16 protein-coding genes are annotated in these 19,607 nt (G+C 31.9%); 1 reads left to right on the top strand and 15 read right to left on the bottom strand.

Features of this window, described 5'->3' with window-relative positions; translation table 11 throughout:
* Positions 1-125: 125 nt before the first annotated feature.
* The 5 genes from rlmD to gatC form a co-directional block, all read right to left on the bottom strand.
* Entirely contained in the window at positions 126-1,487 is a 1,362-nt protein-coding gene (rlmD, locus tag HMPREF2647_RS08260; protein ID WP_037541699.1) for a 23S rRNA (uracil(1939)-C(5))-methyltransferase RlmD, read from the bottom strand.
* Positions 1,488-1,618: 131 nt separating this feature from the next.
* A complete protein-coding gene (locus HMPREF2647_RS08255; RefSeq protein ID WP_048761651.1) occupies positions 1,619-2,539 on the bottom strand; it encodes a diacylglycerol kinase in 921 nt (306 codons plus the stop codon).
* A gap of 313 nt (positions 2,540-2,852) precedes the next feature.
* Complete coding sequence (gatB, locus tag HMPREF2647_RS08250) at positions 2,853-4,280, bottom strand: Asp-tRNA(Asn)/Glu-tRNA(Gln) amidotransferase subunit GatB (protein ID WP_017175240.1); 1,428 nt, start codon at positions 4,278-4,280, stop codon at positions 2,853-2,855.
* Positions 4,281-4,292: 12 nt separating this feature from the next.
* The gene (gene gatA, locus HMPREF2647_RS08245; protein ID WP_070672024.1) at positions 4,293-5,750 is read right to left on the bottom strand and encodes an Asp-tRNA(Asn)/Glu-tRNA(Gln) amidotransferase subunit GatA; all 1,458 of its coding nucleotides are present in this window, start codon (positions 5,748-5,750) and stop codon (positions 4,293-4,295) included.
* Position 5,751: 1 nt separating this feature from the next.
* Positions 5,752-6,054 (bottom strand): Asp-tRNA(Asn)/Glu-tRNA(Gln) amidotransferase subunit GatC, encoded by a 303-nt coding sequence (gene gatC, locus HMPREF2647_RS08240; protein ID WP_002450027.1) that lies wholly within the window; start codon positions 6,052-6,054, stop codon positions 5,752-5,754.
* A 425-nt stretch (positions 6,055-6,479) separates the two neighbouring features.
* Here gatC and putP point away from each other — a divergent pair, with 425 nt between their 5' ends.
* On the top strand, positions 6,480-8,018 hold the full coding sequence (gene putP / locus HMPREF2647_RS08235; protein ID WP_070859915.1) for a sodium/proline symporter PutP: 1,539 nt from the start codon (positions 6,480-6,482) through the stop codon (positions 8,016-8,018).
* Positions 8,019-8,077: 59 nt separating this feature from the next.
* Here putP and HMPREF2647_RS08230 read toward each other — a convergent pair whose 3' ends face one another.
* The 10 genes from HMPREF2647_RS08230 to HMPREF2647_RS08185 form a co-directional block, all read right to left on the bottom strand.
* A complete protein-coding gene (locus HMPREF2647_RS08230) occupies positions 8,078-9,277 on the bottom strand; it encodes a CamS family sex pheromone protein (protein ID WP_049417644.1) in 1,200 nt (399 codons plus the stop codon).
* Positions 9,278-9,288: 11 nt separating this feature from the next.
* Complete coding sequence (gene ligA / locus HMPREF2647_RS08225; protein WP_070859913.1) at positions 9,289-11,292, bottom strand: NAD-dependent DNA ligase LigA; 2,004 nt, start codon at positions 11,290-11,292, stop codon at positions 9,289-9,291.
* A gap of 3 nt (positions 11,293-11,295) precedes the next feature.
* Positions 11,296-13,488, bottom strand: coding sequence for a DNA helicase PcrA (gene pcrA / locus HMPREF2647_RS08220; RefSeq protein WP_002450038.1), 2,193 nt, complete (start codon positions 13,486-13,488; stop codon positions 11,296-11,298).
* Entirely contained in the window at positions 13,488-14,180 is a 693-nt protein-coding gene (locus tag HMPREF2647_RS08215) for a heptaprenylglyceryl phosphate synthase (RefSeq protein ID WP_017175246.1), read from the bottom strand. Before HMPREF2647_RS08215 ends, pcrA begins: the two co-directional genes overlap by 1 nt.
* Positions 14,181-14,339: 159 nt before the next feature.
* A complete protein-coding gene (locus HMPREF2647_RS08210; RefSeq protein WP_017175247.1) occupies positions 14,340-14,642 on the bottom strand; it encodes a YerC/YecD family TrpR-related protein in 303 nt (100 codons plus the stop codon).
* A 104-nt stretch (positions 14,643-14,746) separates the two neighbouring features.
* Positions 14,747-16,042, bottom strand: coding sequence for an adenylosuccinate lyase (gene purB / locus HMPREF2647_RS08205; protein ID WP_049379618.1), 1,296 nt, complete (start codon positions 16,040-16,042; stop codon positions 14,747-14,749).
* A 222-nt stretch (positions 16,043-16,264) separates the two neighbouring features.
* Entirely contained in the window at positions 16,265-16,447 is a 183-nt protein-coding gene (locus HMPREF2647_RS08200) for an NETI motif-containing protein (RefSeq protein WP_002455112.1), read from the bottom strand.
* A complete protein-coding gene (locus HMPREF2647_RS08195; protein ID WP_049379617.1) occupies positions 16,428-17,033 on the bottom strand; it encodes a DUF2179 domain-containing protein in 606 nt (201 codons plus the stop codon). Before HMPREF2647_RS08195 ends, HMPREF2647_RS08200 begins: the two co-directional genes overlap by 20 nt.
* Before the next feature lie 110 nt (positions 17,034-17,143).
* Positions 17,144-17,980: an ammonia-dependent NAD(+) synthetase gene (gene nadE / locus HMPREF2647_RS08190; RefSeq protein WP_019835497.1), complete on the bottom strand. Its 837-nt coding sequence runs from the start codon at positions 17,978-17,980 to the stop codon at positions 17,144-17,146.
* A complete protein-coding gene (locus HMPREF2647_RS08185; protein ID WP_070859911.1) occupies positions 17,973-19,442 on the bottom strand; it encodes a nicotinate phosphoribosyltransferase in 1,470 nt (489 codons plus the stop codon). The genes nadE and HMPREF2647_RS08185 overlap by 8 nt, the downstream gene beginning before the upstream one ends.
* Positions 19,443-19,607 lie beyond the last annotated feature (165 nt).

Genomic DNA, 19,607 nt, shown 5'->3' with positions numbered 1-19,607 from the left:
CACTCATTTCACTAAAACTCTTTCATAGTATACATGTAGAAGTGTTAGAATGAAAGCGATTATAAATAACTTAAACCCTTTGTAATCTTATTTTAATAAACTTCTCCTCATTTACTTTAATTTAATTACACTGTTTTTCTTTCGAATAAGGCCACAGTTTCAATATGTGTTGTATGTGGAAACATATCGACTGGTGTTATTTCTTTTAAATGATATAGATTAGCTAAAAGTTGAGCATCTCTTTGTTGTGTTGAAGGATTACATGAAATATAGATAATGCGCTTAGGGGCTAACTCTAATAATGTTTCTATAAAGACTTGATCGCATCCTTTTCGTGGAGGATCGACCATGATAACATCAGGTTCTATTCCTTTTTGTTTCCATTCAATTATCACTTCTTCTGCTTTACCACATTCGAACGTTGTATTATCAAAATGATTAATTAAAGCATTTTGCTTGGCATCTTCAATAGCTGATGGCACAATTTCGACACCATATACATGTTTAGCCACTGATGCCATGTAAAGCCCAATCGTTCCTATACCACAATATGTATCTAAAACAATTTCATTTCCACTTAATTGAGCATAGTCAATAGCTTTCTGATATAATTTTTCTGTTTGAACAGAATTAATTTGATAAAACGATTGATCACTAATTTCAAAAATAGTTTCACTTAACTTATCTGTAATTTTATCTTTTCCATATAAAGTCATCGATTGCTTACCCATTATGACATTTGAATGTGAATTATTAATATTTTGTTTAATACTTGTTATGTCAGGATATACCTCTGTTAGTCTATGTACTAGCGTTTCAGCTTCTTTAAATTTAGAACCATTTGTTACAAATATAATCATAACTTCATTTGTATAATGACTTGTTCGAATGACTACATGACGTAATAACCCTTTTTTATTTTTTTCATTATAAATGCTTACATTCAATTCATTTAACCACTGTTTTATATCATTCATTAGTTCTTGTTGTTTTTCATCTTGAATTAAGCAACTATCCATATCAATGATGTCATGACTTCTTTGACGATAATATCCCATTATCGTTTTATTATTTTTATCTTTACCTACAGGAAGCTGGGATTTATTTCTATACCGCCATGGATGATTCATACCAATAGTATCGTGAATCACTGTTTCCTCTAATTTCGCCTTTTTATGAAATAAATTAACAACTTGTTGTTTTTTCATTTTTAGCTGAGATTCATAAGACATATGTTGTAACTGGCATCCTCCACATTTCTCATAATATATACAAGGAGGTGTTACTCTTTGCTCACTTTGTTTTAGTACTTTTAATAGTTTACCAATAGCAAAGTTTTTCTTTACTTTAATTACCTTAAACTCTACTTCTTCATCAATTAACACATTAGGAACAAAAATAGGATAACGATCTAATTTAATCACACCATGTCCTTCATGCGTTAAATCTATCACTTTTCCTTTTATTACATCATTTTTATTAATCATCACTATTATTTTTTCACTCCATATGAAAAAGAGGTACGTATAACTTCTTACCTTTTCAAACCAGAAATTATAGATAACCTCTTTTTAACTTCTTATTTCATTTTCCCTAATTCGTTTAATTCTTAAATACTTTAATGATTTTCAGATAGCTCATCATTATAAATATCTTTAGGCGTACAAACTTCAATATGCTGTTTTAAATTTAAAAAGTTTGCAGGTAATTTACCACCATATTCTCCATCTACATTTAATTGCATATCTGTAAATGATGAAATATTAATTGATTTTGCTTTTTTATATATTACTTTAGGATGTTTGGTATGTTCACCTCTAGAAGCTAATGTCATGATATGGCCTAATTCAGCTAAGTTTGCTTTCTCAACGATAATTAAAGTATAATACCCATCATCTAACTTAGCATCAGGTACAAGTTTTTCAAAGCCTGCCATTGAATTGGTAAGCCCTAGTAAGAATAATAGTGCTTCTCCTTGGAATACCTCATTATCATATTCAATTCTCAAATCGACTGCCTTCATTTGCGGCAACATTTCGAAACCTTTTATATAATATGCAAAAGGTCCAACAATAGATTTTAAGCGACTAGGTGTTTCATAGGATACTTGCGTGAGCTTACCTCCAGCAGCTAAATTTATAAAATATCGGTTATTCATTTTTCCAATATCTACTTTTGTCGTATGACCTTTAATAATAACATCTACTGCACCCATAATATCATTTGGTAAATGTAAAGCTCGTCCAAAATCATTCACTGTACCCATAGGTATAATACCTAATTTAGGTCTATTGGGTTGTTCAGCAATTCCATTTACAACTTCATTTAAAGTGCCATCACCGCCAGCGGCTATAATAATATCATAGTTTTGTTCAAGTGCACGTTCCGCTTCAAGTGTAGCATCTCCTTCTCGTTCAGTTGCATAAGCACTTGTTTCATAACCTGCACGTTCTAATTTTATTAAAACATCTGGTAAAGTGCGTTTAAATAGCTCCTTTCCAGAAGTTGGATTATAAATGATTCTTGCTCGTTTTCTCATAAGTTATCCCTCTACTTTTTATTACATAACACTATATTAAATGATTTATGAATGAGTTAAAAGTATTTATACCCATTCTTTTAAATTTTTGTAGGTATCATTTTGTTGTACAAATGTTGTAAGAAACTAACCGAAGTAAAAAATATTTCATTCTTTTAACACTAGGAACAAACTAAATACTTTGCTTATCTATCCCATTGAAATCCAATATCCTTTTCTCTAGAAATATGAATAAAAAACTGTTCACAATCTCAAACGCTTTGTGAACAGTTTATCTTAAACTTATATTTAATACCTCATATGAGATGAGCTATTATCTTTTATCCAATTCTTGTTTTAATAATTGATTGACTTTTTGAGGATTAGCTTGACCTTTTGAAGCTTTCATAATTTGACCCACTAAGAAGCCCATAGCTTTGCCTTTACCATTTTTATAATCTTCAACAGATTGTGGATTATTATCTAAAGCTTCATTAACAAATTTTAATAGTGTAGCTTCATCTGAGATTTGAACTAAACCTTTATCTTCCATAATTTGTTTAGCATCTCCACCATTTTCAGCTAATTCTGGGAATACTTTTTTGGCAATTTTACTACTCATTGTTCCATCTTCAATAAGCTTAATCATTCCAGCAAGATTTTCAGGAGTTAATTTTGTATCTTCTAAATCTACTTGATTTTTATTAAGATATTCATTAACGCCACCCATCAACCAGTTAGATGTTAGTTTAACATCTGCGCCATGTTCAATCGCACCTTCAAAGAAATCAGACATTTCTTTAGTAAGGGTTAATACATGTGCATCATATTCAGGTAAGCCTAATTCATTAACATATTTAGCTTTACGTTCGTCAGGCAATTCTGGAATGGTTTGTCGCACACGTTCTTTCCACTCATCATCGACATATAAAGGTACAATATCTGGTTCTGGGAAGTAACGATAATCATCAGAACCTTCTTTAACACGCATTAAAATAGTTTTACCAGTTGATTCATCAAAACGACGTGTTTCTTGACCAATCGTACCACCGTTTAATAATTCTTCTTCTTGACGTTTTTCTTCGTATTCTAAACCTTTTCTAACATAGTTAAATGAGTTTAGATTTTTCAATTCAGTTTTAGTACCGAATTCTTTTTGACCGTAAGGACGTAATGAAATATTAGCGTCACAACGTAGTGAACCTTCTTCCATTTTACAATCAGATACACCAGTATATTGGATAATTGAACGTAATTTTTCTAAATAAGCATATGCCTCTTTGGGAGAACGAATATCTGGTTCAGATACAATCTCTATTAATGGTGTACCTTGACGGTTTAAGTCTACTAAAGAGTAACCATCTTTATGAGTTGATTTACCTGCATCTTCTTCCATATGAAGACGAGTAATACCAATACGTTTCGTTTCACCATCAACTTCAATATCAATATATCCATTTTCACCGATTGGTTGATCAAATTGAGAAATTTGATATGCTTTCGGATTATCTGGATAAAAATAGTTTTTGCGATCAAATTTAGAATTTGTAGCAATGTCCATATTTAGAGCCATTGACGCACGCATCGCCCAATCTACTGCTCTTCTATTTACAACAGGTAAGACACCCGGATAAGCTAAATCAATAACATTAGTGTTTGAGTTAGGTTCAGCCCCAAAATGTGCTGGTGATGGAGAGAACATTTTTGAGTCTGTTTTTAATTCAACGTGAACTTCAAGTCCGATAACTGTTTCAAAATGCATTATTTCCACTCCTTATAATTTTTCGTATGCGTCGTGTAAGTTAAATTGTGTTTCATATTGATATGCCACACGATATAATGTTTTCTCATCAAATGGTTTACCAATAAATTGTAAACCGATTGGACGTCCGTTTGATTGGCCACATGGCACAGAAATGCCAGGTAAACCAGCTAAGTTAACAGGCGTAGTTAATAAGTCATTTGCATACATTGTTAAAGGATCATCAATTTCTTCGCCTAAATTAAACGCCGTTGTTGGAGCTGTAGGCCCTACAACAACATCATAATTTTCGAATACTTTATCGAAGTCATTTTTAATTAATGTTCTAACTTTTTGAGATTTATTATAAAATGCATCATAATAACCAGAACTTAATGCGAATGTACCTAAGAAGATACGACGTTTAACTTCGTCTCCAAAGCCTTCCGAACGAGACATTTTGTATAATTCTTCTAATGTTTGCGCTTCTTTTGAATGGTAGCCATAACGAATACCATCGAAACGTGCTAAGTTTGCAGATGCTTCAGATGATGCAATTACATAATAAGAAGGAATACCATATTTAGTATTTGGTAATGACACTTCATCAACTTCTGCACCAAGTGACTTTAATGTTTCTACTGCTTGTTTTACAGAAGTTTTTACTTCCTCGTTAACACCTTCTCCTAAGTATTCTTTAGGAAGTGCAATTTTAAGACCTTTGATGTCTTTACCAATTTCAGAAGTAAAATCAACATCTTCAACCGGTGCACTTGTAGAGTCATTTTTGTCTACGCCTGCAATTGCTTCTAATACCATCGCATTGTCTTTAACATTACGAGTAATTGGTCCAATTTGATCTAATGAAGATGCAAAAGCAACTAAACCAAAACGTGATACACGGCCATATGTAGGTTTCATACCTACTACACCACAATATGCAGCTGGTTGTCTGATTGATCCACCAGTATCAGAACCTAAACTAAATGGTACTAATCCTGCTGCTACTGCTGCAGCTGAACCTCCAGAAGATCCCCCTGGCACTGCTTGATGATCAAATGGATTGACAGTTTTTTTGAAATAAGATGTTTCTGTAGAACCACCCATTGCAAATTCATCCATATTTAATTTACCAATTAATACTGCATTTTCTTGATGTAATTTATCCATCACTGTTGATTCATAAATCGGTACAAAACCTTCTAACATTTTACTTGCACAAGTTGTTTCGACATCTTTAGTAATAATATTATCTTTAATTCCCATTGGGATTCCAAATAATTTACCTTCAAATTGATCTTTAGCTTGTAACTCATCTAATTCTTTAGCTTTTTTAATTGCATTTTCTTTATCTAAAGCTAAAAATGATTTAATTGTTGGATCTGTTTCTTCAATAGCATCATAAATATCTTTAACTACTTCAGAAGGTTTAATTTCTTTATTCTTAATCATTTCTGAAAGTGTTTCAACAGATTCATAGCGAATACTCATCTTAAGCGTCCTCCTCATTCATGATAGCTGGTACTTTAAATTGACCGTCTTCTGTTTCTTTCGCATTTTTTAATGCAAGTTCTTGAGGAATACCCTCGATTGCTTTATCATCACGTAACACATTTTGTAAATCTAAGACATGATATGTTGGTTCCACACCTTCAGTATCTGCTGAATCATTTTGCTTTGCAAAATCTAAGATACTTTCAAGTGTATTAGCCATTTCTTCAGTTTCTTCAGGAGAAATTTGAAGTCTTGCTAAATGTGCTATATGTTCAACTTCTTCGCGTGTAACTTTAGTCATTATTAAAAAAGCCTCCTTATTACTCATTCATCATAAAATTGTATCAAATTTTCAGTTAAAAATCTAAATATTTATTATGATACTCGGTGTATTAACTATTCTTAGCAAAGTTAAGAATTAAAACAACTTGCTTATGTAACTCATTTACATAGTTACCTATAAATATACATTAATTTCTATTAATAATTTACTAATATTAACGTTATATAATAAAATGAATTATTTTTTATCTATACTCTAATTCTTGTTAACGCTTATAATTACATTAAAATAAACTGTTATTTATAGATAAAATTTTACTTCTCTAATCTATAAATACCATTGTATAATATTACATGTAACTAATTTAAAAATCGTCACTTCTTTTTTTCAGTACAATGTTGTTGAAAAACATAAATTTAAAAGTTTTAAAGGGGGTAATTACAATGTTTGTATTAAGTGTAAATTTAGGCACTCATGCTAACACAAGCTGGCAGACTTATATTATGATTGCAATCTATTTTATTATTCTGCTAGTGATTGGTTACTATGGTTATAAACAGGCAACCGGCAATTTAAGTGAGTATATGTTAGGTGGGAGGAATATAGGCCCATATATTACTGCTTTATCAGCCGGTGCTTCAGATATGAGTGGTTGGATGATTATGGGACTTCCAGGGTCTGTTTATAGCACAGGTTTATCGACAATATGGATTACAATTGGTTTAACTATTGGCGCCTATGTTAACTATCTCGTTGTTGCACCAAGGCTTAGAGTATATACAGAAGTTGCTAGAGATGCAATTACGCTCCCTGATTTTTTCAAAAACCGTCTTAATGATAAACATAGTATCATTAAAATTATTTCTGGTCTTATTATTGTTATTTTTTTCACTTTATATACTCACTCTGGCTTTGTTTCTGGAGGTAAATTATTCGAAAGCGCATTTGGATTAAATTATCATTTGGGACTTATTTCAGTCGCAATTATCGTTATTTTATATACCTTTTTCGGAGGATATTTAGCTGTTTCTATTACTGACTTTTTCCAAGGGGTTATCATGCTTATCGCAATGGTAATGGTACCAATAGTTGCTTTGATACAACTTAGTGGATGGGATACATTCCATCAAGTAGCTGAAATGAAACCAACTAATATGGATTTATTTAGAGGTACTACTTTTTTAGGTATGATTTCATTATTTGCATGGGGATTAGGTTATTTTGGTCAGCCACATATTATTGTACGATTTATGTCTATTAAATCTCACAAACTTTTACCTAAAGCACGACGCTTAGGAATAAGTTGGATGACTGTAGGTTTACTTGGAGCTGTGGGTGTAGGGTTAACTGGAATTGCTTTTATTTCGAAAAATCATATTAAAATGGACGATCCAGAAACATTATTTATTATCATGAGCCAAGTTCTTTTCCATCCTTTAGTAGGTGGATTCTTACTTGCTGCCATTCTAGCTGCTATTATGAGTACAATTTCTTCACAATTATTAGTGACTTCAAGCTCACTTACAGAAGATTTCTATAAGCTCATTCGCGGTGAAGAACATGCTCAATCACATCAAAAAGAATTTGTACTGGTAGGCAGATTGTCTGTGTTAGCTGTAGCCATTGTAGCTCTTGCTATTGCATGGTCTCCTAATGACACCATATTAAACCTAGTCGGAAATGCTTGGGCAGGTTTTGGTGCAGCATTTAGCCCACTTGTTCTTTTTTCTTTATATTGGAAAAAACTAACACGTGAGGGTGCGATAAGTGGTATGATTGCTGGAGCTCTCGTAGTCATTATTTGGATTGTCTGGGTTAAACCACTTGCTAATATTAATGAACTATTTGGCATGTATGAAATTATACCTGGTTTTATTAGTAGTGTAATCGTTACATACCTTGTTAGCATCTTCACCTATAAATCAGACTATTCTATTGAACAACAGTTAAATCAAGTTAAAACCATTGTTCGCGAAAAATAAATTAATTTATTGAAAATTAAAAAGAGGCTGCGACACGACGTGTCACAACCTCTTTTTAATTAATTACTATAAATATGGACTTGTGGGTCTTTGTCATCTTTTGTTTTACTAATAAGTGCTCTTGAATTGTTACCATCTTTTATACGAATTTCGTAACTATCTATATTATCAAAATATTTCTTAGCTTGTTCTGTTACATATTGTGTAATTCCTATTGTTTCAGCTTGACCATAGTAATCGATTGGCAAATCAATCACTAGTCTATTAGGTTTCTTATCTACAAATTTCACTTTTCCAATTGCTTGAGTAAAATTAGAGAAATAAGATTGAAGATCGTCATTAAATTGTTTAAAGTTATTATTTAGATTTTTGTCATATTTTTCTGCTTCTGTTGAAGGTAAAAGTGCTGAAATCTCATCAATTTTATTCCATTTATTAATTTTAGTTTGTTTATCATCAACAATCGTATTAGCAATAAAGTGTCCTGGCGTAATTGCATCTTGACTCGATTGAACATATATTGCAAAGTGAATTGGAATATTTTTCAAATCTTTATTTGCTCTAAGGCGTGTAAGTAACTCTTGAGCCATTGCTTTACCTTGTTTTTCAATTTCTTTATTATCTAGCGATTTGCTATATGTTTCTCCATCTTTTTCTTTTTGATAATAATAGACACTATTCATAGCAAGACCAATTGTTATGCCTTTAATTTTTTTTCCTTTTGTATCATTTGTATCATAAAAATCTTGTTCTAAGATATTAGATAAATAAGCAGGAGAGCTTTCTGCTATTTTTTCTGGTTTAGTTTCTCCATCATGTGATGGATTAAGACCTAAATTTTCAGTAGCTTTTTTTGATTCTTTTTCACTTTCACTCATGTGATCAATTTCGTCTTTAGAATACTTGGGATTTAAATATGCGTTAACTGTATTTTTGTCTAAATACTGCCCATCTTGATATAAAAAATTATCAGTTGGAAATACAGACTTACTTAGATGTAATAAACCATTTTCGAAATCTTCACCATTATAGCTATTAGCCATATTATCTTGTAATACTCCACGAGCTTGGCTTTCTTTAAATGGTAAGATTGTACGATAATTATCTCCTTGAACTTCTTGATCAGTGGCAACTGTTTTTACATTATTTGAATTTTGTTCTTGTTGCTTATTATTTGACTGACTATTTTTATCATTCCCATTGCCACACGCTGTCAATATCATAAGCGACGTTATAACTAATAATAATAACCGCTTCATTACGTTCTCCTCTATTCTGCTATTTCATTTTGTTTTTCAATAAATTGTGATTCGGACCATATTTCTGTACCAAATTGTTCAGCTTTAGACAATTTTGAGCCAGCATCTTCACCAGCTATTACTAAATCTGTACTTTTAGTTACACTACTTGTTACTTTAGCACCTTGCATTTCTAACCATGTTGTTGCTTCTTTACGTGTCATTTGTTGTAATTTTCCAGTAAGAACAATAGTCTTATTTTGAAATTCCGGATGTCCTTCAATTTCAGAGGATTTAACACCTTTATATGTCATGTTGACATTTTTATCTTTTAATTTTTCAATAAGTGCTTTAATATCCTCATTATCTAGATACGTTACTACAGATTGTGCTAATTTATCTCCAATATCATGGATCGCTACCAGTTCTTCTTCTGTTACTTTAAGTAAACGATCCATGGTTTCAAATTTCTCTGCTAAAATTTGACTTGCTTTGGCGCCAAGATGTCGTATACCTAAACCAAATAATAAATGTTCTAAAGAATTTTGTTTTGCATGTTCGATAGCGCTTAATAAGTTTTCTACTTTTTTTGTGCCCATTCGTTCTAAAGGCAATAAATCTTCTTTAGTTAAATAAAAAATGTCACTTACATCTTTAATAAGCTGATGATGATACAGTTGCTGAATGATTTTATTTCCTAGTCCGTCTATATTCATCGCTTGTCGAGAAACAAAATGAATCAATCCTTCCACAAGTTGCGCTTGGCATTTTGGATTGATACATCTAAGCGCAACCTCTCCTTCAATACGCACTAATTCATGACCACAACTTGGACAATGCGTTGGCATATGGTATGGTTTTGCATCATTTGGACGACGGTCAATAATACTTCTTACGACTTCAGGAATAATATCTCCAGCCTTTTTCACTATAACGCTATCACCGATTCTAATATCACGTTCTTTAATTAAATCTTCATTATGAAGTGATGCTCTTGAAACTGTAGTACCCGCAACACGAATAGGTTCTAAAATGGCTGTCGGTGTAACGACGCCAGTACGTCCTATACTTAATTCAATATCTTTAAGTTCTGTGACAACCTCTTCAGCTGGAAACTTATAAGCGATTGCCCAACGTGGAGATTTTTGAGTAAATCCCATTTCGTCTTGTTGATCAAGATCATTCACTTTAATAACAATTCCATCAATATCATAAGATAGCTGTTCACGTTGTTTAGTCCACTTTTTAATATATTCTAGTACACCCTCTATATCTTCTACGCGTGCACGTTCATGATTAGTTTTAAACCCTAAACGATCTAATTCATCTAATGCATCACTTTGAGTAGTAGCGCTAAAATCTGTAAAATCATTTACACTATATAAAAAGACACTTAGTTTACGTTTAGCAGCTAATTTAGGATCTAATTGTCTTAAAGAACCTGCTGCTGCATTACGTGGATTAGCAAATGGTTGTTCTTCATTTTTTTCTCTCTCATCATTCAATCTCATAAAGGAACGACGTGGCATATATGCTTCTCCACGAACTTCAACATTTAAAGGTTCTTTAATTTTAAGAGGAATCGCATGAATAGTACGTAGATTTTCTGTAATATCTTCTCCTGTGGTCCCATCTCCTCGCGTTAATCCCTGCACAAATCGTCCATCTTCATATTTTAAAGAAACTGCTAAACCATCAATTTTTAGCTCACACATATATTCCACGTTACCAATATGTTCTCGAATACGTTCATCAAAACGTCTTAGTTCTTCCTCATTAAAAGCATTACCTAAACTAAGCATAGGTGTTTCGTGATTTACTTTTTCAAATGATGATTGAGCTTCTCCACCAACCCTAACTGTTGGAGAATCGTCAGTTTTTAGTTCAGGATGTGCATTTTCAATATCAATTAATTCACGTAATAATTTATCATATTCACTATCAGGTACAGAAGGATTATCTTTCACATAATATTCGTAACTATATTGATTTAATAAATCATGCAGTTCATTGACACGATTTTGAATGTTATCCATTTACTAATCCTCCTTTTTTTCTATAGGCGCAAATTGAGCTAATAAACGCTTAGGGCCTTCAGATTTAAATATAATATCTAATTCAACAGAGCCATTTTTTTCACTTACATTGCTCACCATACCTTCGCCCCATGATTTATGTGTCACTTTATCTCCTACCTTCCAATCTGAAGCAGATACTTGTTTTTTAGTAGAAGTCGTACGTTTACTAAAACCACGTTTTGACGGTGTAGTTGACTTAGAAGTGATTGTTTGTCGTTTTGATTTTGCTGGTGTTTCTAATAATTCTTCAGGGATTTCTTTTAAGAAGCGTGATGGTAGATTTGCTTGTGAACGTCCAAATAACATACGAGAAGTCGCATGTGTAATATATAACACTTCTTCTGCACGTGTAATGGCTACATAACAAATTCGTCTTTCTTCTTCCATCTCATGGTCATCATCACTTTTAATTGCTCTAATATGAGGGAAAAGTGATTCTTCCATACCCATTATGAATACAATTGGGAACTCTAATCCTTTTGCAGAATGCATGGTCATTAACGTTACACCACTATCAATTTGTGCTTCGTCAATATCTGCGACAAGTGATAAATCAGTTAAAAAGTTAATCAATGATTGTTCTTCTAAAGGTGTATCTTTTTCATAGTCTTTAGGTACAGACATAAATTCATCAATATTTTCAAGACGACTACGTGATTCAATTGTTTGTTCACGTTCTAACATTTGACGATAACCTGATTTTTCAAGTATTTCCTCAACAATCTCACTAATTTCTAAAAATTCTTGTTCTTTAATTAAGTTTTGAACCATTTCATAAAATTGTATACATTCTTGAGTTACTTTTTTAGAGAGCCCTATAAAATCCACTTCTCCTAATGCATCAAACATACTAATATTGTTATCTAGTGCATATCGTTGAATTTTATCAACTGATGATGGCCCTATCCCTCTTTTAGGAACATTAATAATTCTTTGAAGACTAATATCATCATTACTATTTGCCACTATTCTTAAATAACTTAACAGGTCTTTGATTTCTTTACGATCATAGAACTTTTGGCCACCAACCATCGTATAAGGAATATTTGATTTCATAAATGTTTCTTCTAACACACGTGATTGTGCATTTGTTCGATACAAAATTGCCATATCATTATAGTCTTTTCCAGACTTACGATGTTTAATAATTTCACGAACTACATATTCTGCTTCGTCACGTTCAGTCATCGCTTCATAATATTTAATCTTTTCTCCACCATTATTTGCGGTCCATAACCCTTTAGGTTTCCGTTCAGTATTATGTTTAATCACTTCATTTGCAGCTGTTAAAATGGTTTTTGTTGATCGATAATTTTGTTCTAGGAAAATAGTCTTTGCTTCAGGATAGTCTTCCTCGAAAGATAGTATATTTTGAATATCTGCACCACGCCATCCATATATTGATTGATCAGAATCACCTACAACACATAAATTTTTAAATTTACTTGCAAGTAATTTAACAAGTGTATATTGTGCTTTATTTGTATCTTGATACTCATCTACGTGGATGTATTGAAATTTATTTTGATAGTATTCTAATGCATCTGGTACACGTTCAAATAAACGAATCGTTTTCATGATTAAATCATCAAAATCCAATGCTTCATTTCTAGATAGTTGACGTTGGTATCCACTATATACTGTTGCAACCATTTGTGAATGAAAATCATTTGCTTCTTTCATCGCATCTTCGGGCGTTTTCAATTCATTTTTTAAATTACTGATGGCACCAACAAACATTCTCGGTTCAAAACGTTTACTATCAATATTTTCATTTTTAAGTACATCTTTAATTACAGATTTTTGATCAGTTGGATCAATAATGGTAAAGTTGCGTTCAATTCCAATACGATCTGCATCTCTTCTTAAAATCTTTACACACATTGAATGGAACGTTGACATCCAAATCACTTGAGCTTCTTCACCAACCAAGTGTTCCACACGCTCTTTCATTTCTTTTGCAGCTTTATTAGTAAAGGTAATAGCTAAAATGTTATACGGAGACACATCTTTTTCATCTAATAAGTAGGCTATGCGATGTGTTAACACCCTTGTTTTACCTGAACCTGCGCCAGCCATGATAAGCAGAGGACCTTCTGTCGTTCTAACTGCTTCACTTTGTTCTTTATTCATATTACTTACTAGAGCATTCATTATTTCGACTCCTTCTTTATTTTTACAGTTTTTAAAGCTTTTTTAATATCTGAGTATATAATATTACCTACAATAATTGTATCGGCATAGTTTTTCATTTCTTTAGCTTCAGTTAAAGAACTAATACCGCCACCATAAAATAATTGTGTATGGGTTAACATTTGGGAAGCGGCTTTTACAATATCTTTATCTCCATATGTACCACTATATTCTAAATACAAAATTGGCAACTTATACATTTCTTCAACGAGTTGAGCATAAGCTTCAATATCTTCAACATCTAACTGAGTATTTGATTGCGTAAGTTTGGCTACTTTACTATCTGGATTAAGAACGACATACCCTTCAAGCATCACTTCTTCAAAATTAATCATATGACCATATTGTTTTAATGCTTTATGAAGCAAACCATTATGATACGTCACATCATTACTATTTAATATTGAAGGTATAAAATAAAAGTCAAAGCCAGGCATTACGCTATCTAAATTTGAAACCTCTAGCACTAAAGGTAATGGATATCTTCTAACTCTACTCATAAGATGAATGACATTATCTTCAGTTACATCGTCTGTCCCACCAATCATGATGGCATCAGTATCTGACATACATAAGGCTTCTAAATTTTCGTCGCTAATCTCTTTGGCAGGATCAAGTTTAAATACATGCTGCCACTTTCTAATGTCATACATTATCCATAACTCCTTCTTTTAACATACACTAAATTATAGCATTTTTACCTTTGCAATTCTAAATCAATACACTAAGTTTATACTAGTATAAATTGTAAAAATTATATTCACAAAAAAGAGACAATTGCTATTTTTAGCTAAGCAATTGTCTCTCTTTATTTATTCTTTTGTTTCAACATTTAATCTATCTAAAATCATTGTATACGCATCATTACCCCATTGCAGTGAGCGTTTAACTCTAGATATCGTAGCTGTTGATGCACCAGATTTCTTTTCTATAGTTGCATAAGTAAAACCTTGCTTTATCATTTTAGCAACTTGAAGTCTTTGAGATAAAGATTGAATTTCATTGACTGTACATAAATCATCAAAGAATTGATAACATTCTTCTCTATCTTTAAGTGTTAAGATAGCATCAAATAATTCATCCAATGCTTCTCCTCTTAATTTTTCAATTTGCATCTCAAGCAACCCCTATTTTCAAATTAAATATAACTATATTTTAACGCATTAATTAATTAAAGTGTAGTTATTTCAATTGAAAATACTAAAACTATATTAGTAAACTATTCTAAATTAGCACGTTTAAAAATGGTATCAACTTGGTTCAAATGATGTTTTGGATCAAAACACTCGTCTAATTCTTCTTTAGATAAAACATTTGTAATGGTTGAATCTTGTTCTATAAGTTCACGGAAAGGTGTTTTAGTTTCCCAAGATTTCATTGCTTTAGGTTGTACTCTATCGTATGCTTCTTCACGAACCATACCTTTATTAATCAATGCAAGTAAAACGCGTTGTGAGAAAATAAGACCAAATGTTTTATTGATATTATTTCTCATATTATCTTCAAATACTGTTAAACGGTCGATAATATTAGTAAATCTGTTTAAAGCATAGTCTAAAGCAATTGTTACATCTGGTAACATAATTCGCTCTGCAGAAGAATGAGAAATGTCTCGTTCATGCCATAATGGGACATTTTCATAAGCAGTCGTAATATAACCACGAATCACTCTTGAAATACCTGTAATATTTTCTGAACCGATTGGATTACGTTTATGCGGCATTGCTGATGATCCTTTTTGACCTTTTGCAAATGCTTCTTCAACTTCTCTCGTTTCAGTTTTTTGTAAATTACGAACTTCTACAGCAAATTTTTCTAATGATGTCGCAATTAACGCTAAAGTTGCAATGTAATAAGCATGACGATCACGTTGAAGTGTTTGAGTTGATACAGGGGCTGTGTCAATTCCGAGATGTTTACAAACGTAACTTTCAATTTCAGGAGGGATATTGGCAAATGTTCCTACTGCACCACTCATTTTCCCAACTTCAATTTCTTTACGTACCTCTTTAAAACGTTTTAAATTACGTTTCATTTCTGTATACCATAATGCCATTTTTACGCCAAAAGTAGTTGGCTCAGCATGAACACCGTGTGTACGACCCATCATTAATGTATATTTGTATTTTTTAGCTTTTTCTTCAAGTACTTTAATAAAGCGTTCAATATCTTTTTCAATAATTTCATTAGCTTGTTTAATTACATAACTTAATGCAGTATCTACAACATCTGTAGAAGTTAATCCATAATGAACCCATTTACGTTCTTCTCCAAGTGTTTCAGATACTTGTCTTGTAAATGCTACTACATCATGACGTGTTTCTTGTTCAATTTCTTTTGCACGATTGACATCAACTTTAGCATTTTCACGAATTTTTTTTACGTCGTCCTTAGGAATATACCCTAATTCGCTCCAGGCTTCACAAGCAAGAATCTCAACTTCTAACCATGCTTCATATCTATTTTGGTCTGTCCAAATACTAGACATTTCTTCTCTTGAATAACGTTCAATCATTATTAAACTCCTATCTTATGTAATTATTTTTATAAAAAGCTGTACATTAAATCGATTTTAAGTAAAATAGTTCGTATTTAACTCTATATTTATAGTTTAACAGATTCTATACTAAAAGTATAAAGATTTTTTATTCTAATTGAATATAGGTTTACGAACTTTATAAAAATATTAAAAGGTCTCTGACTTCTAAATTGTCAAAGACCTATATATGAGCAGTTATTAAATGTCGTTTTCGATTTTCTTACCAACAAATTGAATATCTTGTCGTAATATCTTTATATTTCCTTGTTTATCTTCAAAGTACACAGGTTTTTCAATACGTCTGACTGGCATGTATCCTTCTTTTCTCATACGTGCAATACAATCTGAAATAGTTTCATTTTCATTTACCTTGAACTTCACTATGTTCCACAACACTTTCTATTTCTTCTACTTCATATGCTTTTACTTTCTTAGTTCGAACACCTTTAGTCCAGAATCCACCGTGAATGGCTCTAGGTTCATACGCAATGATAAATGCTTTTTCATCTAAACTACGAACAGTTTCCATTAATTTTCGTTCATAACGTCTAGGTGTTAAAATTTGCATTACCATTCGACTTCCATCTCTACCATGTGCTTCATAGTGAGTAACACCATAACCTAAATTTCGTAACTCTTTAGGTAAATCGAGCTCATATTCTGAAGATGTTACGTTTACAACTGTATAGCCTAACGCAAGCTTTTCTTCAATTTTCATTCCAACAATGATACCTATTGAGAATCCAAAGGCATATGCAATAATATTTTGAATTTGATCTAAACTAGACATCACTAGCCCTAATCCAACAACATATATTAAAACTTCAAGAAAACTTACTATTGCTGCCATATAACGATATCCTTTTAACGTTAAAATTGTGCGCATTGTAAGAAATGTAACATAAAAAACGTTAATGATGAATATCGCTAATACCATTATCCATGGATTTGACGTTATTACTGACATATTATTCCTCATTTCATTTAACTAAAATTCGAAATAATTTTATCAGTCACAAATAATTTTGTCACTAAAAACTAATAGTAATTAAATCATTTAATTATTAACGTATTCATTTATTCTTTTGCATGTGAATGTTTAGGCCAAGTATAGCGAGTATATGCCAATTCTCTTTTATGTGCATTTTTAACATAATGATTCTCTATCGTTGTTTTTGCATCACTTGGTACTTCTTTGCCCTCTAAGTAGTCATCAATTTGATTATAAGTTACCCCTAATGCTTCCTCATCAGGTAATTGAGGTTTATCATCTTCTAAATCAGCAGTAGGTACTTTTTCATATAAATGTGTTGGCGCTTCTAAATATTCTAAAAGCTGTCTACCTTGGCGTTTATCTAGTCCAAAGATAGGTGCAATGTCAGCAGCACCATCACCATATTTAGTATAAAAACCTGTGATATTTTCAGCTGAATGGTCCGTTCCTAAAACAATACCACTACGATTTGAAGCAATAGAAAATTGTACTTTCATGCGCTCTCTTGCTTTTTCATTTCCTCTTTGGAAATCTGTAAGTTCAATACCCGCTTCTTTCAATGATGCTACACTTTGATCTACTGCTGGTTTAATATTAACTGTAATCACTTCATCAGGTTGAATAAAACGAAGTGCATCTTCTACTTCATCAGCATCCTTTTGTTTACCATAGGGAAGTTTAACTGCTATAAATTGGCATTCTCTTCCTTCTTTACGGAGTTCTTCAACTGCTAATTGCGCTAATTTACCAGTAAGTGTAGAATCTTGACCACCAGATATGCCAAGTACTAATGACTCAATAAATGTATGTGATTGAACATAGTTTTTAATGAATTGGATAATCTCACGACTTTCTTGTTGACTATCAATATGTTTCTTTACTTTCATTTCTTTTACTACGATATCTTGTAAATTAGTCATTGTCTTCCTCCATTTCCTTAACATGTTCTGTCACTTCAAGAATGCGCTTTTGTTTATTATTCCAACAACTTATGCTTAAATCTACTGGATATTCTTGTGGATTTAAATAACGTTTATTTTCTTCCCACAATTGTGATAATGATTGTTTTAAATAATCTTGAGTTTCTTTTTCACTTGGTAAGTCATAAACTAATTTACCATTTTCGAAAATTGAATGATGTAAATCAATTGCTTCAAAATGCTTAACATGTTTCATTTTATAAGTATGAACTGGATGGAACATCTTTAATGGTTTTTCTTTATTAGGATTTTCATGTTCAAGCGTGATATAGTCACCTTCAGCCTTGCCAGTTTTAGTATTAATAATACGATATACTTTTTTCTTACCAGGCGTAGTAACTTTTTCCGCATTATTTGATAGCTTGATACGATCTACATATTCACCTTCATTATTTTCAACAGCGACAAGCTTATAAACTGCTCCTAAGGCTGGTTGATCATAACCCGTGATCAATTTAGTCCCTATACCCCAAGAATCTACTTTTGCACCCTGTGCCTTTAAACTGGTAATTGTTTGCTCATCTAAATCATTTGAAGCAATGATTTTTGCGTCTTTAAAGCCTGCATCATCAAGCATACGACGAGCTTTTTTCGATAAATATGCAATGTCACCAGAATCTAATCTTATACCTATAAAATTAATGGAATCTCCTAATTCTTTTGCAACTTTAATTGCAGTTGGTACCCCTGATTTTAAAGTGTGGAACGTATCTACTAAAAACACACAATTTTTATGTCGTTCTGCATAAATCTTAAATGCTTTATACTCATCACCATATGTTTGAACTAGTGCATGAGCATGAGTTCCGGAAACTGGAATATCAAATAATTTGCCTGCTCGGACATTACTTGTTGAATCAAACCCACCAATATATGCTGCACGTGCTCCCCAAACTGCGGCATCAATTTCTTGTGCACGTCGTGTACCAAATTCCATTAACGTATCTTGTGGTGCAACTTGACGAATTCTACTAGCTTTCGTTGTAATAAGCGTATGAAAATTTACAATATTAAGTAAAATCGTTTCAATAAGTTGAGCTTGAATTAATGGCGCTTCTACTCGTAATAATGGTTCATTCCCAAAACACAATTCCCCTTCTTGCATCGCGCGAATATTCCCTGTAAATTTCAAATTTTTAAGATATTTTAAAAAATCATTTTTATATCCTATTAATTGTAAATATTCGATATCAGAATCACTAAAATGGAAGTTTTCTATAAATTGAATCATCCTTTTTAACCCATTAAAAACAGCATATCCACTTCCAAATGGCATATTTCTGAAATACAAATCAAACACTGCATTTCTTTCATGAATACCGTCATTCCAGTAACTTTCTGCCATATTTATTTGATATAAGTCATTATGTAACATTAAACTATCATCTTCGTAACGATACATCCTCATCTCTCCTAACAACCTTTTTGTATATTTTATCACAATTCAGTAATAGTGAGTATTTTCGATAATAGTCTTTAATTTAAAAATTAAATTTTTTTAATTCGACAAATTCATGACATAAGTATTTATTGTATGTGTTATATCAGTTACTCGCTTATAATACTA

Source organism: Staphylococcus sp. HMSC035D11 (assembly GCF_001836075.1).
GTDB lineage: Bacteria > Bacillota > Bacilli > Staphylococcales > Staphylococcaceae > Staphylococcus > Staphylococcus hominis.
Note: the sequence above shows the minus strand (reverse complement) of the source record. Positions and strands in the feature narration are given on the sequence as shown.

Coding starts and splice junctions, on each gene's coding strand:
- rlmD (WP_037541699.1), bottom strand. CDS start 1,487: ATGATTAATAAAAATGATGTAATAAAAGGAAAAGTGATAGATTTAACG.
- HMPREF2647_RS08255 (WP_048761651.1), bottom strand. CDS start 2,539: ATGAGAAAACGAGCAAGAATCATTTATAATCCAACTTCTGGAAAGGAG.
- gatB (WP_017175240.1), bottom strand. CDS start 4,280: ATGCATTTTGAAACAGTTATCGGACTTGAAGTTCACGTTGAATTAAAA.
- gatA (WP_070672024.1), bottom strand. CDS start 5,750: ATGAGTATTCGCTATGAATCTGTTGAAACACTTTCAGAAATGATTAAG.
- gatC (WP_002450027.1), bottom strand. CDS start 6,054: ATGACTAAAGTTACACGCGAAGAAGTTGAACATATAGCACATTTAGCA.
- putP (WP_070859915.1), top strand. CDS start 6,480: ATGTTTGTATTAAGTGTAAATTTAGGCACTCATGCTAACACAAGCTGG.
- HMPREF2647_RS08230 (WP_049417644.1), bottom strand. CDS start 9,277: ATGAAGCGGTTATTATTATTAGTTATAACGTCGCTTATGATATTGACA.
- ligA (WP_070859913.1), bottom strand. CDS start 11,292: ATGGATAACATTCAAAATCGTGTCAATGAACTGCATGATTTATTAAAT.
- pcrA (WP_002450038.1), bottom strand. CDS start 13,488: ATGAATGCTCTAGTAAGTAATATGAATAAAGAACAAAGTGAAGCAGTT.
- HMPREF2647_RS08215 (WP_017175246.1), bottom strand. CDS start 14,180: ATGTATGACATTAGAAAGTGGCAGCATGTATTTAAACTTGATCCTGCC.
- HMPREF2647_RS08210 (WP_017175247.1), bottom strand. CDS start 14,642: ATGCAAATTGAAAAATTAAGAGGAGAAGCATTGGATGAATTATTTGAT.
- purB (WP_049379618.1), bottom strand. CDS start 16,042: ATGATTGAACGTTATTCAAGAGAAGAAATGTCTAGTATTTGGACAGAC.
- HMPREF2647_RS08195 (WP_049379617.1), bottom strand. CDS start 17,033: ATGTCAGTAATAACGTCAAATCCATGGATAATGGTATTAGCGATATTC.
- nadE (WP_019835497.1), bottom strand. CDS start 17,980: ATGACTAATTTACAAGATATCGTAGTAAAAGAAATGAAAGTAAAGAAA.
- HMPREF2647_RS08185 (WP_070859911.1), bottom strand. CDS start 19,442: ATGTATCGTTACGAAGATGATAGTTTAATGTTACATAATGACTTATAT.